The organism is Flavobacterium cheonhonense (assembly GCF_035671315.1).
Taxonomy (GTDB): domain Bacteria; phylum Bacteroidota; class Bacteroidia; order Flavobacteriales; family Flavobacteriaceae; genus Flavobacterium; species Flavobacterium cheonhonense.
The window spans coordinates 933,572-951,607 of record NZ_JAXAVY010000001.1; the positions used below are offsets into that span (position 1 = coordinate 933,572).

The 18,036-nt window shown below is 40.5% G+C and carries 12 protein-coding genes; 6 read left to right on the top strand and 6 right to left on the bottom strand.

Features of this window, described 5'->3' with window-relative positions; genetic code table 11:
• Positions 1-36: 36 nt before the first annotated feature.
• The 3 genes from SK086_RS04090 to tsaB are packed head-to-tail and all read left to right on the top strand — an operon-like array spanning position 37 to position 3,455.
• Entirely contained in the window at positions 37-1,482 is a 1,446-nt protein-coding gene (locus SK086_RS04090; protein ID WP_324689977.1) for a TolC family protein, read from the top strand.
• Positions 1,483-1,485: 3 nt separating this feature from the next.
• Positions 1,486-2,781 (top strand): efflux RND transporter periplasmic adaptor subunit, encoded by a 1,296-nt coding sequence (locus tag SK086_RS04095; protein WP_324689979.1) that lies wholly within the window; start codon positions 1,486-1,488, stop codon positions 2,779-2,781.
• A gap of 11 nt (positions 2,782-2,792) precedes the next feature.
• Positions 2,793-3,455, top strand: coding sequence for a tRNA (adenosine(37)-N6)-threonylcarbamoyltransferase complex dimerization subunit type 1 TsaB (tsaB, locus tag SK086_RS04100; protein WP_324689981.1), 663 nt, complete (start codon positions 2,793-2,795; stop codon positions 3,453-3,455).
• Here tsaB and SK086_RS04105 read toward each other — a convergent pair whose 3' ends face one another.
• From SK086_RS04105 to SK086_RS04115, 3 genes are all read right to left on the bottom strand, one after another.
• Complete coding sequence (locus tag SK086_RS04105; protein ID WP_324689983.1) at positions 3,456-4,289, bottom strand: mechanosensitive ion channel family protein; 834 nt, start codon at positions 4,287-4,289, stop codon at positions 3,456-3,458.
• Positions 4,290-4,410: 121 nt separating this feature from the next.
• Positions 4,411-6,459, bottom strand: a complete 2,049-nt coding sequence (locus tag SK086_RS04110) for a thioredoxin domain-containing protein (protein WP_324689985.1) — start codon at positions 6,457-6,459, stop codon at positions 4,411-4,413.
• A 173-nt stretch (positions 6,460-6,632) separates the two neighbouring features.
• Positions 6,633-7,529 carry a NifU family protein gene (locus tag SK086_RS04115; RefSeq protein WP_324689987.1) on the bottom strand — a complete coding sequence of 299 codons (897 nt, stop codon included), beginning with the start codon at positions 7,527-7,529 and terminating at the stop codon, positions 6,633-6,635.
• 126 nt (positions 7,530-7,655) lie between these two features.
• On the opposite strand from SK086_RS04115, the gene SK086_RS04120 reads away from it, so the two are divergent.
• From SK086_RS04120 to SK086_RS04130, 3 genes are read left to right on the top strand one after another with little or no spacing between them, the layout of a single operon-like run.
• Positions 7,656-13,991 (top strand): choice-of-anchor L domain-containing protein, encoded by a 6,336-nt coding sequence (locus SK086_RS04120; protein WP_324689989.1) that lies wholly within the window; start codon positions 7,656-7,658, stop codon positions 13,989-13,991.
• A gap of 5 nt (positions 13,992-13,996) precedes the next feature.
• Positions 13,997-14,995 carry a PorP/SprF family type IX secretion system membrane protein gene (locus tag SK086_RS04125; RefSeq protein ID WP_324689991.1) on the top strand — a complete coding sequence of 333 codons (999 nt, stop codon included), beginning with the start codon at positions 13,997-13,999 and terminating at the stop codon, positions 14,993-14,995.
• 43 nt (positions 14,996-15,038) lie between these two features.
• Positions 15,039-15,557, top strand: coding sequence for a gamma carbonic anhydrase family protein (locus SK086_RS04130; protein ID WP_324689992.1), 519 nt, complete (start codon positions 15,039-15,041; stop codon positions 15,555-15,557).
• A gap of 108 nt (positions 15,558-15,665) precedes the next feature.
• Here SK086_RS04130 and murI read toward each other — a convergent pair whose 3' ends face one another.
• The 3 genes from murI to SK086_RS04145 all read right to left on the bottom strand — a co-directional run bounded on the left by murI (position 15,666) and on the right by SK086_RS04145 (position 18,033).
• Positions 15,666-16,445, bottom strand: a complete 780-nt coding sequence (murI, locus tag SK086_RS04135) for a glutamate racemase (protein ID WP_324689993.1) — start codon at positions 16,443-16,445, stop codon at positions 15,666-15,668.
• A gap of 68 nt (positions 16,446-16,513) precedes the next feature.
• Entirely contained in the window at positions 16,514-17,014 is a 501-nt protein-coding gene (locus SK086_RS04140; protein ID WP_324689995.1) for an OmpH family outer membrane protein, read from the bottom strand.
• A gap of 23 nt (positions 17,015-17,037) precedes the next feature.
• Positions 17,038-18,033, bottom strand: coding sequence for an OmpH family outer membrane protein (locus SK086_RS04145; protein WP_324689996.1), 996 nt, complete (start codon positions 18,031-18,033; stop codon positions 17,038-17,040).
• Positions 18,034-18,036 lie beyond the last annotated feature (3 nt).

The following is an 18,036-nucleotide window of genomic DNA, read 5'->3' on the forward strand; positions in this document are numbered from 1 at the left end:
AGTCACGAATATTGGGCGGTAAAAGCCTGTTTACTTATGAAAATAGTTTTTAAAAAGTATGTCATCTTGGGATTGTTGTTGCTTCTCTGCGGAAAAGCTACAGCACAAACCAAAAAATGGACCATACAAGAGTGTGTTGAGTACGCCCTGAAGAACAACATTTCGATTCAACAGTCCGAACTCGATTTGAAAGCCACGGCCATCGACAAAAGAGCGGCTTTGGGTGCTTTTCTGCCCAACTTAAATGGTGGCGCTTCGCATTCTTGGAATATCGGTTTGAATCAAAACATTACCACTGGTCTTTTAGAAAACCAAACCATCCAGTTTACCTCGGCCAGTTTGAATTCGAGTGTTGATATTTACAACGGGTTACAAAACCAAAACCGTTTGCGCAAGGCCAAGTTGACGCAGATTGCGGCCCAATACCAATTGACCAAAATGCAGGACGATATTTCGTTGTTTGTGGCCAATTCGTATTTGGACATTCTTTTCAACCGTGAAAATCTAAAAGTACAGCAAAACCAATTGACCAACGACGAAAAGCAAATGCTGCGCACCCAAGAATTGGTGGACGCGGGCGTAGTGCCAAGAGGTGATTTGCTCGATATGAAAGCTACGGTAGCTTCGGATAAACAACGTGTTATCGCTGCAGAAAATGCTTTGTTGCTTTCTCGTTTGAGTTTGGCACAATTGCTTCGTATCGAAGATTTGCAAAATTTTGATGTAGCTGATGTTGATATTGAGCCTACCGCCAGTTCAGTGATGTTACAAACACCGGAAGCTATAGTAGCCAAAGCCAATGAAGTAAGAGTTGAAATTAAAATAGCACAAGCCAATCTCGATTTGGCAGCACGCGATATTAAAATTGCTAAAGGTGCTTTGCAACCGAGCGTAACTGGTTTTTATAGTTTTAGTACCAGAGCAGGATATTCTGACAGGGTTTCAGGAGCTGTTCTAGATGGCGCTAACCCGACTACCATTATCGGACAAGTAGAAGGCACAGGACAAAATGTGGTTCAGCCTAATTTTATTCCGTTGTTCCGAAAAGCGGCACCGGTGTTTGATCAGTTTAGTGACAATAAAGGACACAATTTCGGATTGCAATTGAATATTCCTATATTTAACGGCTTCTCAGCTAAGAATTCGGTGGAACGTTCTAAAGTAGCTTTCGAAAAGTCTAAAAATGCTTTCGATCAAGCTAAATTGGATTTAGAAACCAATGTGTATAAAGCCATCACTGATACCAAAGGAGCGTTGAATACTTACGAAGCTTCAATCACTACTATGGAAGCCAGACGAGAAGCCTTCAATTATGCCAAGGAAAGATATGCGGTAGGGTTAATCAACACTTTCGATTTTAACCAAGCCCAAACCTTATATTTAAATGCCCAATCCGATGTAATCCGTGCCAAGTACGATTACATCTTCAAAACGAAAGTAGTAGAATTATATTTTGGAATCCCAATCATTCAAAAACAATAAATCATGTCAAAAAGTAAAATATACTGGATCTCAGGAATCGCAATTGTTTTAATTGCGGTATTGTTAGTCTTAGCCAAAAATGGTGTAATCGGAAAAAAAGACGAAGGCATCGAAATTGAAACTGCCCAAGCGGATGAGATTACCATCGTCGAAACCGTTTCCGCTACCGGAAAGATCCAACCTGAAATTGAAGTGAAAATTTCCTCAGAAGTATCAGGAGAAATCATCGATTTGCCGATTAAAGAAGGACAAGTGGTTAAAAAAGGCCAATTGTTGGTGCGAATCAACCCGGATTTGTACACTTCAGGATACAACAGAACCATCTCCAATTTATCCGGAACCAAAGCCGGATTGAGCCAAGCCGATGCCTCTTTTAAAGAAGCTAAAGCCAGTTATGACCGCAGCAAATTGTTGTACGACAAAGGGATTATTTCTCGTTCGGATTGGGACAAAGCCGTGGCGTCGTTTGAAGTAGCAAAAGCCAACAAAGAGTCGGCTTATTACAACGTACAAAGCGCCAATGCCACTGTTAAAGAAGCCAAAGACAACTTAGGAAGAACTACTATTTATGCTCCGGCCGACGGAACTATTTCGTCATTAGGCGTTGAATTAGGAGAGCGAGTGTTAGGAACCCAACAAATGACCGGAACCGAAATACTGCGCGTTGCCAATTTAGACAATATGGAGGTAGAGGTTGATGTGAATGAAAATGATATTGTAAAAGTAAGCATAGGTGATAGCACCAATATTCAAGTAGATGCTTATTTGAAAAAAGAGTTTAAAGGGATAGTAACCAGCATTTCTAACTCGGCGAGTTCTGCCACTTCCGCTGATCAGGTGACCAACTTTAAAGTGAAAGTGAGAATTCTTAAAGAATCTTACCAAGATTTATTAGAAGGAAAACCGGCGAATTTTTCTCCGTTCCGTCCGGGTATGACCGCTACAGTCGACATTATTACCACCAGAAAAGAGAAAGTTGTAGGTGTGCCGATTAGCGCTGTAGTAGTTAAAAACGATACTACCGCTACTCCGAAAACCGAGATGAAAGTGGAAGGCGATGACAAGAAAGTGATGGCCAAAAACGACAAAAAATTCGAATGCGTTTTTGTGAAACAAGGAGACAAAGCCAAACTCAGAGTCATTAAAACCGGCATACAAGACGATACCAATATCGAAGTGGTTTCGGGCTTGAAAAAAGGAGATGTGGTTATTATTGGTCCGTACACCACGGTAACCAAGGATTTGAAACCCGGAGATAAAGTAATCGCTAAGAAAGCACCGGAAAAACCTAAAAAATAACCGACTTGACTTTGAACTATATACTGAACATCGAAACGGCCACCAAAAACTGTTCGGTGTCTTTGGCTCTAAACGGTGAAACCATTTTGTGCAAGGAAATTGCCGAAGAAGGCTATTCTCATGCTGAAAAATTACATGTTTTTATCGAAGAAATTATCAAAGAAAGCCGGCTTAATATAAAAGACTTGCATGCCGTTGCCGTGAGCAAAGGACCGGGTTCTTATACAGGTTTGCGCATTGGGGTTTCTACCGCCAAAGGCTTGTGTTATGCTTTGGGCATTCCGTTGATTTCGGTGGATACTTTGGCTGTTTTAGCGGAAACTGTGACGCAAAACGATGGTTGGATTGTTCCAATGATTGATGCGCGCAGAATGGAAGTGTACAGTGCAGTATTCGATCAAAATCATCAAAAAATTAAAGATGTTCAGGCTGAAATTTTAACCGAAAAAAGTTATTCGGACGTTACCGAGACTATTTATATCGTAGGCGATTGTCAAGAGAAATGTCAAACAGTGCTTACTAAGCCGAACTTTGTGTTTTTATCGGAACACAAATTTCCGTCTGCTAAAGCCATGAGTGCTTTGAGTTTTGTTAAGTTTGAACAAAAGGAATTTGAAGACGTAGCGTATTTCGAGCCGTTTTACTTGAAAGATTTTATGCTGAATCCTAAATAATTATCCTTTCGAAGCTTCTCGAACAAACGGTTGGATTACAATGCCGGCCGAGTCAAAAGCCTCTTTACATTGTTCTAAAATATCAGAACTCATTTCGCTAAAATCAATATTTTTAGCCCAAGGTTTAATGGATAAATGGATGGCTGAATCGGTTAAATCTCTAACTACAACCGTCGGCGCCGGATTTTTCAATACCTTAGGGTGATTTTGCATGACTTGCATTACGATGTCTTTTGCCACTTTAATATTGGTGTCGTAAGAAAGTGAAAAAATCAAATCCGCTCTGCGATTGCCTTGCATCGAATAGTTAATAATGACATTGTTAGACAAAATCCCGTTTGGAATAAAAATCGTTTGGTTGTTCCCTGTGATGAGTTTGGTCACAAAAATCTGAATTTCCAAGACGGTTCCAATTACGCCTTGTGCTTCGATAGTATCGCCCACGCGAAAAGGTTTAAACAATATAATTAACATGCCGCCGGCAAAGTTGGACAGCGAACCTTGTAATGATAAACCAATGGCCAAACCTGCCGCTCCCAAAATGGCTACAAAAGAAGAGGTTTCAATACCCAATTTTGAAATAACACTAATAAACAACAACACGCGTAACGCCCAAAGTAAACTATCGGCTAAAAACTTCGACAGTGTTGGGTCGAGTTCTCTTTTCAACATGATTTTCTTCACCAAGCGGTTGATGACGCGAATGGCATACAATCCCAAAAAGAGGATGACCAAGGCCGAAATCATCTTGGGAGAATAATCAATTAATAGTTTGATAAACCGATCTACATATTCGGCAAAGGAATGGATGTATTGTAATTCTTGTTTTTGCATTGGTTAGATATTACTAAAGTATTGTTGCCTAATCTTGTTGGCAAAAATAGTTTTTTTGAAAATTTAAAAATCAAACGAAAGGTTAAAAATCCAAGTCAAAAATTGGAACAAAACTCATCAATTAAGACCGGATTCTTGCACTGATTTTTTCAAATTCGGTTTCCGGCAAATCACAAGTTTTGTTTTGACACCAATAAAATAAGGTTTGGTCTTTTACAAATCGATTCGCTAAAAAAGGCAATTCCGAAGCTTTGTCGGTTCCGGCCACAATCAAATTCGGAGTATACCAACTGTTGAGTTTTTTCAGATAATCGGAAGCTTCTGCGCTGCAAATAGCCAACTCGTTTTGCGATTCGGAAAAGTGCAACAGCAAGTTCAGCCAATTGGAAAAAGCCGAAGGATAATCGATAGTTGGCAGGATGTGTTGCAGCATTTGTTGGGCTACTTTTTCGTAATACGAGTGGTTGAAATAAATACTCAAACGGAATAAATTATTTGCCATAACCGAATTGGCGGCCGGAATCACATTGTCTTCTACTTCAAAATGCGGTGTGACTAAAGCCTTGTCCAAATGTGAGGTAAACGAAAAGAACTCTGCTTCGTTACTGTAAAAATGGTCAAAAGTATAATCCGTCAGTTGTTTGGCATACGTTAGCCATTGCTCGTTTAAGGTAATTTCGTAAAGCGAAATGAAGGCCGCAATGACATGGGCATAATCTTCTAAATAGGCGTTAATGGTGGCTTTAGCTTCGCTCTGTTCGGCTTCGCCTCGAGTGCCGATTTTGTAAGTTCGGTACAAATGACCTTCCGGACTCCACATTTTTTGAATGATAAATTGCCCGTTTTTTATGGCGATGTCTGAGTAGCGACTATTGCCGGTGGCTTTGTAAGCTTCTACAAAACCTTTGAGCATGATGGCATTCCATGAGGTAAGGCATTTGTCGTCCAAGCGTGGTTTGCTTCGGTTTTCTCGGATTGCGTAGAGTTGGGCTTCCCAGTTTTTTTTCTTTTCAACCAAGAATTCGATAGTTATATTGTGTTTTTCGGCAATGGCTGTCAACGGTTGATTTTGAATCAACACATAATTCCCGTGTTCCCAATGTCCGAATTCGTTGATGTTGAATACTTGAGCAAACAAGTCGAAATCTGCACCTAAAATTTGTTGCAATTGTTCCGAAGTCCAAACATAAAAAGCACCTTCTTCCAGAAGATTATCGGCGTTTAAACTGTCGGCATCCAGAGCGGCATAAAAACTACCTTCCTCGGTGAGCCATTCTTTTTCCACAAAGTTCAGCGTTTTTTCGATGACTTCTTTGTACAGAGGGTTTTGGGTTAGTTTGTAGGCATTGGCATAAAGCGAAACCAATTGTCCGTTGTCGTACAACATTTTTTCGAAATGCGGCACGTGCCATTTTAAATCGACTGAATACCTGGAAAAACCGCCATCAACCGTATCGAACAAACCGCCGTACGCCATTTTGGTTAAGGTTAAATCGACAAATTTTAATAGTTCTTGGTTTTGGGTTTGGTGTCCGTAGTTGAGTAGGAATTCGTAGTTAGTTGGCATCATGAATTTGGGCGCTCTCGCCATGCCGCCGAAGTCCCAATCAAAACTTTTTTGCCATTTTTCCAGTAGTCTTTCTAAAATGGTGAAATCAAAGTCGCTGCTGTTTTCAGACTTTGGAACGATGCTGATGGTTTGTAAACCTTCGTGCAATTGTTGTGCGTAGTCGTAGATGGTTTCCGGATTTTGGGTGTAAATTTCCTGGAGTTTTTCGAGTGCGTTAATCCAATCATTTTTTCGAAAATAGGTGCCGCCCCAAATCGGTCTGCCATCGGGTAAGGCCACTACATTCATAGGCCAGCCGCCACGTCCGGTCATTACTTGAACGGCTTTCATGTACACAGCATCAATGTCGGGACGTTCTTCGCGGTCGATTTTGATGTTGATAAAATGCGCGTTCATGACTGCTGCTACTTCTTCGTCTTCAAAACTTTCGTGTTCCATTACGTGGCACCAATGACAAGCTGAGTAACCAATGCTGATTAGCATGAGTTTATTTTCTGTTTGGGCTTGCGACAAAGTTTTGGCATTCCAAGCTTTCCAATGTACGGGATTGTTGGCGTGTTGTAATAAATACGGACTGGTTTCTAAATATAGCTCGTTCATAAATGTGTTTTAGCCCGGATTGGAGCAAGTATCCTTTTTTTTGACTGAATGTCTCGTATGTGAAGTTGGTTGTAAAAAAAGATACTGCGGAAAGCCGGAAATAGCTCCTTAAAAAATTAAAAAAAAGCGCCATAATTGATGACGCTTAAAGGTATGTTTTTATTTTGAAATAGTTAGCCGTTCAAAGCTTCTACGACGATGTCTTTGTCGTTGAGCATGTCTTTCAGCATGTTTTCGATGCCGTTTTTCAGGGTGAAAGTCGAAGAAGGACAGCCGTTGCATGAACCTTGAAGCACTACTTTTACTCTTTTTTGATTTTCGTCGTAAGAGTCGAATAAAATGTTACCGCCATCGGCAGCCACCGCCGGTTTTACGTATTCTTCTAGAATGTTTATGATTTGTTGGGAAGTGACGTCGAGTTGGTCAAAATTTTTGATTTGTTGTTTCTCTTGTTTGACGTCATCGGCGATTAAAGTTTCGTCTAAAACGATACCGCCGTTTTCCAGATATTCTTTGATAAAAGTGCGGAGTTCCAGGGTAATTTCGTCCCAAGAAACACTATCGTATTTGGTGACAGAAATGTAGTTTTCGGTGATAAAAACTTCTTTAACAAAGTGGAATTTGAAAAGCGCTTGGGCAAGTGGAGATGGTTTGGCTTCGTCGATGTTTTTGAACTCGACCATGTTCTTGGTGAGTGCTTTGTTGACTACAAATTTTAACGAAGCCGGATTGGGCGTCGTCTCGCCGTAAACCGTTATGGGTTGTTTTTTGGCTTTTTGTTCTGAGGGCAACACAATGACACCGCCGTTTTGAATGAATTCTTCAATTTGTTCTGCCACGTCGTCTTGTACATCAGCCCATTCTACGATACTAAAGCGTTCTACTGCAACAAAATTGCCGGAGATATAAACAGTTTTTACAAATGGCAAGTAGAATAATTTTTGGGCCAGAGGCGAATTTTTGGCTTCGTCGATGTTTTTGAATTCAAAGTTTTCATTCTGTGTAATGAAATCCGGGAATTCAAATTTGATTATCGTTGGGTTTTGGGTTTCTTTTATGGTGATTTTCATGAGAGTAGTTTATTTTTCTGCAAATTTAACAAAGTTATTTTCTATGAATACTTATATTTGGACAATTAAACAATTATTAACATTTGTGAGACTTAATTAATTTTTTGTCTTAAAATCCCGTCACGCATGAAAAGAGCTCTACTTATTTTTTTCTTTTTATTGGTTTCTATAGATTCGTTTTCACAGCCCATTACTGTTAACAATACCACTTATACTGTGCCGCAGTTGGTTCAGGATGTTCTGTTTGGAAGCAACGGTCCTAATTCTTCTTGTGTCGGAACCATTTCTAATATTACCTGGAGTACTGGAAGCGGATCCAGCAGCGGGCCTGGTTTTGGCTCGTCCAATGGAATTGCGTACTTCCAAAATATCAATCCCAATTTTCCTTTGAACGCGGGTGTTATTTTGAGTACCGGTAATGCCATGAGCGCACCGGGGCCCAATACAAGCACATTGAGCGATGGTAATAATGCTTGGGGAGGTGATAATGACTTGTTTAATTACATTACAGGCTTAGGGATTGATCCCTTTCTTACGGATTATAATAATGCTACTATCTTAGAGTTTGATTTTACGCCTTTGACCAATCAGATGAGTTTTGACTTTTTGTTTGCCTCAGAGGAGTACGGAACTTTTCAATGTTCTTATTCAGACTCCTTTGCTTTTTTCTTGACAAATGTTACTGCTGCTACGGCGCCAGTTAATTTAGCTTTAATTCCAAGTACAACTACCCCAATTTCTGTAGTAACTATTAGGGATGATGCCAATAATAATTCTTGTACTTCTGAAAACCCAGCCTATTTTGGGGCGTATAATGGAGGTGCGAATGCTGCAACTGCGGCTACTAATTTTAATGGTGAAACTGTTCTAATGACAGCCACTTCAGCGGTAATCCCGAATAACGTTTATCACATTAAGTTGGTCATTGCCGATAGGAATGATACTTCTTACGATTCTGCGGTTTTTCTTGGAGCGGGAAGTTTTGATATTGGAACTGCAGATATTGTAGGAACCGGGCAGTTTGATGGTTTGCCTGATCTTTCAGGTCCAAATGCGGTATGTGGTTCGGAAACAGTTACGATTCAAGCAGGACCTTCTCCAATTTTTGGAGCCACTTATGAGTGGACTATAGGTAGTGATGTGATACCGGGAGCTATTTCTAATACCTACACTATTACTGATGAAGGGAATTATTGTGTTACTATAACCTATCCAGGAGGTTGTGAACAAACCGATTGTATGTTAATAGAATACATTCCTTCTTTGTCTGTTGGTACGCCAACCCCACTTGTTCAATGTGAAGCTCCTTTCGATCTTACCCAAAATGCATCAGTCATTTTGAATGGGTTGAGTAATACATTGACTTATCATCACTCTTTAGCGGAGGCTCAACAGTTAGCATCGCCGATTTCTAATGTAACGAACTATAACGGAACAGATGGTGAAATCATTTATGTAGCTGTGGAAGATGATAACACAGGATGTATTGTAATTACACAATTCCCATTGCAAATTGATACGGCTTTGTGTGCTACCGGTCCGATACCGCAAACACCACCTAATTTAGTGAGTTGTGAGAGTAGCTTTGGAAGTGGCTCGGCAATTTTTAATCTTACGCCACAAACCCCAATAGTTTTAGGAACAAATTATCCGGCCGCTGATTACACGGTGACTTATTATACCAGTCAGTCTGCTGCTGATGCAGGGGTTAGTCCAATAATTCCGGCAAATGCTTTCACCGGAGTCAACGGACAAACGATTTATGTAAGATTGGAAGATAATGCCGATCCTACTAGTTTTGGAACTACTTCTTTCCAGTTAGTGGTTAATCCGTTGCCAACGGCTTCAGTGTCAATATCGCCTGCGGCAGTTTGTTTAAATGAGACTGCTGTGATTACTTTTTCCGGAACACCTAATGCTGAGGTTACTTATAGTATAGATTCTAATTCGGCTCAAACCGTAACTTTGAATGCTGCCGGTACTGCGTCGGTTGCTACAGCGCCGGTTACAGCACCATCCACTTGCAATTTAATTAGTGTTCTCAATCCTGCAACCGGTTGTTCCCAAACCCAAACGGGTTCGGCAACGGTTACGATTAATTCGGCTCCAACGATAAACACGCCTACGGATTATGTAGTTTGTGATGACAGTTACAACAACGATGGATTTTATTGCGGTTTTGATTTGAGTACAAAAATCGCTGAAATTACGGGAGGCGATCCAAACATTACTGTTGAGTTTTTCGAGACATCCACTAGTGGATCTGCGATAGCGAGTCCTTATTGTAATATCGATCCGGGCTTACAAACGATTTATGTAAGAGCCTACAACAATGGATCACCAGCCTGTTTTAGCACTACCACTTTCAATTTGATTGTTAATCCGTTGCCATTGGCCAATCCGGTTATCAGCAATTACGAATTGTGTGATTATACTAATCCGGGTGATGGCGTGGAAATATTTACGTTAAACAGTAAAGATGCAGAGATAGCCAACGGTCAAGGTAATGTAAGTATTGCTTATTATGAGAGTTTGTCTGATGCACAAACCCAAACCGGAGCGTTACCAAACTTATATCCTAATACAGGTAGCCCACAAGAGATTTGGATTGTTATTACCAATACGGTTACAGGATGTAACTCTATCAGTTCATTCTTCTTGGTTGTAAATCCATTACCGGTTGCTGTTACGCCTGATCCTATTTTCCAATGTAGTAATGGTGTTTCCAACCAAGCTATTTTTGATTTAACGGTTAATGAATCTGTATCAACCGGAGGTGCAGGAGGTGTTGTGGTTACGTATCACAATTCTTTGGCAGAAGCTCAAAATGAATTAGGCGCTTTGGATGCACTGTCTTATTTAGGTACCGACAATGAAACGGTTTACATCAGAATAGAAAACATCACTACAGGTTGTTTCTCCATTACCACCCAATTATTAAGAGTTACCCAAGGGCCATTGGCCTTGACCCCGCCGGCACTTCATTATTGTGATCCGAACAACGATGGCTTTGGTGTATTTAATTTAGAAGACGCTACTTTGGCTATCCAAGGCGGTTCCGCTCAAACCGGGGTTTCGGTTACTTACCACGAAACACCGACAGATGCTTTGATAGGCGGGAACCCGTTAACGAGCCCTTATGAAAACATCAACGATTGGAACCAAACGATATATGTTAGAGTATTCTATACTTTAACGGGCTGTGCCAATTATGTGGAATTGGAATTAATTGTAGATCCAACTCCTGAAGCTACAGAGCCTGATGATTACGAGTTGTGTGACTACACCGGAGCCGTAGGCTTTGAGAGTTTTGATTTGACTACTACTGTACCGCAAATTTTGGGTAGTATCGACCCGTCGACTCATACGGTAACCTTCCACACCAGTTTGGGAGATGCTCAAGGTGATATTGGTGCTATCGGAAACATCATCGGCTATGTAACGGCTACTACAACATTGTATGTTAGAGTAGAGAACAACAATACCGGATGTTTTGATATAGTTACTTTAGACTTAATCGTTAATCCGCTACCAAACGCAACCCAGCCGAACTATCCGCAATACACTTTGTGTGATTACAACGGCGCAGTAGGTTTTGAAGTGTTTAACTTAGCCGACCAAGTAGATAACATCTTATTAGGTCAAACCGGTATGGCAGTAAGCTTCTATCCGAGTTTGAATGATGCGCAAAACAACACCAATGAGATTACCACCTTACAATACCAAAACCAAGACATTTATGTACAAACCTTGGGTATTCGTATCACCAACAGCGTTACAGGTTGTTATGTAATCTCAACGATGGACATTAGAGTAGTGCCGCTACCAACGCCTATACCGCCAACACAACCTTACACCATTTGCGATGACAATCAGGATGGTTTTGCCGGATTTGATTTGAATACCTTAACAACAGATATATTACAAGGCGCTCCATACATTATTACCTATCACGAAACGTTTACCGATGCAGAAACGGGTAGCTCAGCCATCGATACTACAGTGTTGTATGATAACTTGTATGCCTTTACCCAAACGCTTTACGTTAGAGCAGTTGACCCTAACACCGGCTGTGTAACGGTAATGCCTATAGTTTTACGCGTGAATCCGAGTCCGATTGCTCCGATTAATTTGGATAATATCGAAGTTTGTGACCAAGACAACAATACCCAAAATGCAGTAACAGGCGTTGATTTAACGGTTCGTACAGCTGATGTTTTGGCCCAACAACCTTTAGCAGCAAGCAATTATACGGTGACTTATTACACGAGTTCAACGGCAGCGCAGCAAGGTACATCACCAATTATTCCGGCTACAAATTATGTGACCACAAGTCAAAAAATTTGGGTTAGAGTAGAAGACAACAACACGGGTTGCTACAACATCGGATCGTTTGATGTTATCATCAATATTCCATTGTTGTTAACCACGCCAACACCGCTTAGTGTTTGTGACGACGATGCTAATCCGAATAACCAATTCCACAGTTTTGATTTGACAGTGAGAGATGTGATGATTACCCAAGGATTATCAGGCTATACTGTGACTTACTATTCAACGTATGCTTTGGCACAAGTTGGAGGAGCGAGTGACATTGCCGATTTTACCAACTATACTAACACTCAACCGGCAGTTCAAACCTTAGGGGTACGTGTAACGAGTGCCGCGGGTTGTTACAGTGTAACAACTTTAGACATCAGGGTACTGCCAATTCCAACACCAAACACCAATCCACCGAGTTTGGGTGTACAGTGTGATTACAACAACCCTGGCGATATGTTGGAGTACTTTAACTTAACGGTGAATGCGGCTTACATCTTAAACAACGACCCTAACTTAACATTGGAGTATTACAACAGCCAAGCGGATGCGATTAACCAAGTTAACCCAATTCTAAGCCCAACCAATGCTTTAGTAGGTGATGTTGATCCGAATGAGCAAAGCGTATGGATTAGAGTAGAGAATAACCGTGTGGATTATTTAGGGAATAACTGTTATGTACTAGTAGAGCAACCACTCACGGTGAATCCTTTACCAACAGTAGCTGCTATTGCTGATTACCAAATCTGTGAGGCAGATCCATCGGGAGTAAATGACGGCTTTGAGGTATTCGACTTAACCAGTCAAATCACCGCCTTGATGGCCAACAACCCAACACCACCAACATACACGGTAAGATTCTATGAAGATGCCGCGTTGACCATTCCAATCAACAATGCAAGTACCTATACCAATCTTACTAATCCGCAAACGATTTATGTTCAAATCACTAATGATGCTACCACGTGTCGCAGTGTAGTAGGACAGTTCAATATCTTGGTGAATCCGAAACCAACGATCAACATTGTAATGGCTGATATGTTGGAGTGTGATTACGATGGGGTGAACGACGGCTTGATGTTGTACACGCAAAACCCAACCAATGCGCAACCAAGCTTAGCGGGTTATGTGGATGATATTTTAGGAGCAGCGCAAACGGCACCGACATTCATAGTAGAGTTCTATTATAACAGTCAGGCGGATGCCGAAGCAGGCAACTCAGCCAACGCGCTGACCAACTTAGATACTTACCAAGTACAAACCGGTACATATTGGATAAGAGTAACCAATACGGTAACGGGTTGTTACCAATTGGATTCTTTTGATGTAGTGATAGAGAAATTGGCCGAGCCGGTAATTACCAGCAACACGGGCAGCAATATCGCTTGTGTGAATTGGAACCAAACGGCAGTGAACAACAACTTAATCTTAGACAGCGGTATCACGGCACCGAACTATACCTTTAACTGGTATGCTGACGGCAACTTGATTCCGGGAGCCAACTCAGCAACGTATCCGGTAACGGATATCAATGCGGATAGCGTGACTTACACGGTAGAGGCTGTGAGTGTTAATCCACCACTATTGGGCTGTGTGTCTGTTATAACAGCCGCATCAACCTTTGAAGTGGTTCGTTCAGGTTCGGCAGCTAACATTACGTATACGGTGACCAATGCTTTTGAAGAAAACCAAATCATCACGGTAACCAACGACGGTTACGGCATCTACGAATACAGTTTAGACGATGGACCAAGACAAGCCAGCAATGTGTTTGAAAACGTATCATTGGGCAGTCATACGATTTATGTATGGGATGTTAGAAGTCCGGATGGCTATTCTTGTGGTGTGGTTTCAATCGAGAATGTACAAGTGATAGATTACCCGAGATACTTTACACCAAACGGTGATGGTTTCCATGATAAATGGAATGTAACCGGATTATTTAATTATGCCAATACAACAAAAATTTATATATTTGACCGCTTCGGAAAACTAATAAAACAGATTAGTGCTGCAGGTGATGGTTGGGACGGAACCTATAACGGACAATTATTACCGGCTACGGATTACTGGTTTACAGTGGATTATCCTGAGCAAGGAACTATGAAACAATTTAAGGCCCATTTCTCATTAAAAAGATAGTTACAATGAATTTTAGAAAATTTTACTTATTAGTAGTGCTTTTGGTATCACAACTTTCAAATGCTCAGGAAGGTTTACCGGTTTATTCGGACTATCTTTCGGACAATTATTACTTGTTGCATCCTTCCATGGCAGGAGCAGCAAACTGTGCCAAAGTCAGACTAACCGCTAGACAACAATGGTTCGGACAAGAAGATGCACCGGCTTTGCAAACATTAAGTTTTAATGGTGCTTTGGGCGAGAGATCGGGTGGAGGTATCATTGTTTTTAATGACAAAAACGGGTATCACTCACAAACCGGAATGAAGTTGACTTATGCGCATCATTTGATGTTTTCAAGAGATAAAGTAGATTTGAATCAGTTGTCTTTTGGGATGAGTGCCGGTTTTGTTCAAAGTAGTTTAGATCAAAGTACTTTTTATACAAACGATCCTTCTTACGATCCATTAATTTTTAATTCGATTCAAAGAGCTTCTTACTTTAACGTAGATATTGGAGCTTCTTATAACTTTTTGGATTTTTACGTACACGCTACTGTAAAAAATGCTTTAGCCAGTGACAGAAAATTATATTCAGACCGCGAGCCTGTGAACTTGAGACGTTTTATCTTGAATGCCGGTTACACTTTTGGAGATGCTGAAACCATTTTGTGGGAGCCTTCTTTTATGTTCCAATTGGTGACACAAACCCAAGAAAAAACAATGGACTTTAACATCAAAGCATACAAAGAATTAGATTTTGGGATGTTATGGGGTGGCCTTTCGTACAGAAGAAGTTTAGACGGTGCTCAGTTTGTTGAGGGAAATGCCGTTTCTGATCAAAAAATGCAATATGTAACGCCTATCATTGGGGTGAATTTTAAAAATTATGTATTCTCATACACTTACTCTCATTTGTTGGGTAATGTTAAGTTTGATTCCGGTGGTTTTCACCAGTTAACTTTAGGAATCAACTTGTTCTGTTCTCCTGAGAAGTACCACTGTAACTGTCCTGCTATTAATTAATTTTAAATACAAGTCCCGATTATTTCGGGACTATTTTTTTTATATGGTAATCAAATCAGTAAACGGAAAACATCCTCAAATCCCGGAGGATTGTTATGTGGCGGAAAATGCCACTATTGTGGGTGATGTAACTTTTGGAAGTTCTTGTAGTGTTTGGTTTAATGCGGTGGTAAGAGGTGATGTACATTTCATCAAAATAGGGAATAAGGTTAACATACAAGACGGTGCGATTATTCATTGTACGTATCAAAAGCATCCCACGGTTATCGGAAACAATGTATCTATCGGACACAATGCCATTGTGCACGGTTGTACTATTCACGACAATGTTTTGATTGGTATGGGTGCGATTGTCATGGATAATTGCGTGGTGGAAAGCAATGCTATTGTGGCTGCCGGAGCTGTGGTAACACAAAACACGGTTGTAGAATCCAGGAGCATTTATGCCGGTGTTCCGGCTAAGAAAGTTAAGGACATCAACCAATCGGATTTTGCCGGCGAGATTGAACGTATTTCTAATAACTATGTGATGTATTCGAGTTGGTTTAAAGACGACGAATAATAGGAGCCTTTAGTTTTAGTTTAGCCCTGATGGAAGCAGTTAGCCCCGAAACTTCGGGGTAACGCGTACAGCAGGAATAAGATTTAAAGAATGCCTTGAGTTTGGCTCCTAAAAATCTTTTTGAATTACTTCGTGTTGGTGTTTTAAGATGTCACTCAGCACTTTTGAGTTGGCATTGGTATAGAAGATAGCTTTCCCCTTTTTTGTGTCCTGACTTAAGCCCACATTCTCTACTAATATTTTTTTGGTTTGCCTTGCTACTGCTTCACCCGAATCGATGATTTTAATGTGATTTGGGAGGATTTTTTTGATTTGTGGTATCAAGTATGGGTAATGGCTACAACCTAACACGAGATAGTCGATATTGGCTTCTATCATAGGATTCAGATAATCGTGCAATAGCTGATTCATTTCGGGTGAATTGATATCACCGTTTTCGATAAGCGGGACGAGGCCGTGACCGATTTGTTCGATAATTTTGGTGTTTTGAAATTGTTGCGCGGTTTGGTGAAACAATTCACTGTTGAGTGTGCCTTGCGTAGCTAAGATTCCTATGACGTGTTGTTGCGAATTGAGCGCTGCAGGTTTGATGGCCGGTTCTATACCGATAAAAGGTACATCGTATTTGGCTCTTAATTCTTTGATGGCATTGGTAGTTGCGGTATTGCAGGCCACGACAACGATTTTGCAGTTCAGTTCCAGCAGAAACTCGGTGTTTTTACAACTCAGATGGATAATTTCCTCTTTTGATTTTTGTCCGTAAGGCGCATTTTTACTGTCGGCTAAATAGACGCTGTCTTCATTGGGCAGTAAATCGTGAATTGCGCTCCAAATGGACGTGCCGCCGATACCGGAATCAAAAAGGCCTATAGGGTTGTTGTTCGTCATAACACAAAAATAAAAAAAACTGCCCAAACCTGAAGGGAATGGGCAGCTTTAAAAAATATTTTTTGATATTAGAAACCTAAATCTTTTTTGATATCGGCTGTTAAGTCCGGACCGTCAGCCAACAATAAATCAGCTACGTTTAATACGTATTGGTAACCTTTAGCTTTTCCTACTTTTTGGATCGAAGCTTTGATTTTATCCATTAAAGGTTTTACTAAGTCTGATTCTTTCTTTTGCAATTCTTTTTGAGCATTGTCTCTGTAGTCAGTAATTCTTTTAACCAAGTCTTGCATTTCAGCTTGACGGGTTTGGTTAACAGCATCTCCAACAGTATTGGCTTCTTGTTCGTATTTTTTCATTTTATTGGTGTACTCCTCGGCCATTGTTTTGTATTCAGCATCGTAAGTAGCACTCAATTTTTCTAATTGTTTTTGAGCGTCTAACATCGCCGGCATTTTAGAAATAATTTCATTTACATCTACGTGTGCTGTTTTAGCTTGCGCATTGATGGTTTGACTTGCTCCTAAAAACAATACAGTAGCTATTAGTAATGATTTCAATCGTTTCATTGTAAAAAGTATTAATTAATTATTTATTCTGTTTTCGTTTCTGTTTTTTTGTCTTCTTTGGCTTTTTTAGCCGCTTCTCGGTCTTCGAGTATTTTTTTCTTTTTGTCCTCCAGCGCTTTTTTGCGATCTTCAATTAATTTGGCTCTGGCTGCTGCTTTGGCTTCTTTAGAATTCGGATTAGCTGTTGCAGTGCTGTCTGACACTGTTTTAGCGGTTTCACCTGCAGGTTTGTCCGTTGATTTGTCACTAGCAGGAACCGTGCCATTTTTTTTAGCTTCACGCGCTTCGGCAGCGGCTTTTCTTTTATCGTCGGCTTCTTTTTTCTTGGCTTCGGCTGCTAACTTTCTGTCTTCCATCATTTTGTCGCGAGCTGCTTTTTTCTCTTCCAAGGCTTTTTTTCTGGCTGCTAAGGCCGGATTTTCGTCTTCTACATCTTCTTGGTATTCTTTTTTCTCTTGCTCTTTGAGTTCTTTTTTAGAAAGTTGTTCTCTTCTTTCGGCACGGGTAATGGCGCGAATCACTTGGTCGCTAATGTCATGTCTTTTGGCAGAAAACAACATAGTCAAATCAGAAGACTTATCGAAGATGAAATCGTATTTTTTGAGTTCGGCTATGTCTTGTACAGCTGTAAAAACTTGGTCTTGTATTGGTTTTACTAGAACGGCTTTTTGGGTTATTAAATCGCCATTAGGGCCGAATTTTTTTTGTTGGAATTCGATGAGTTCGTTTTCTTGGAATTTGATTTCCTCTTCGCGCTCTTCTATGAGCTCTTTAGTTAGTAAAGCTCTTTCTGTTCTAAGGGCATCTTTTAATTTTGCAATTTCAACTTTTTTGGCTTCAATATCTTGCTTCCATTTTTCGGCTTTTTGTTCCAATTGATTTTTGGCTTCAGTATAGTCGGGAACATTTTGTAGAATATACTCCATGTCGATATAGCCGATTTTTACACCACGACCTTGCGCAAGGGCATTGTAGCCGAAGAATAAAAGTAATATTGATATTGCAAAATATTTTTTCATGCC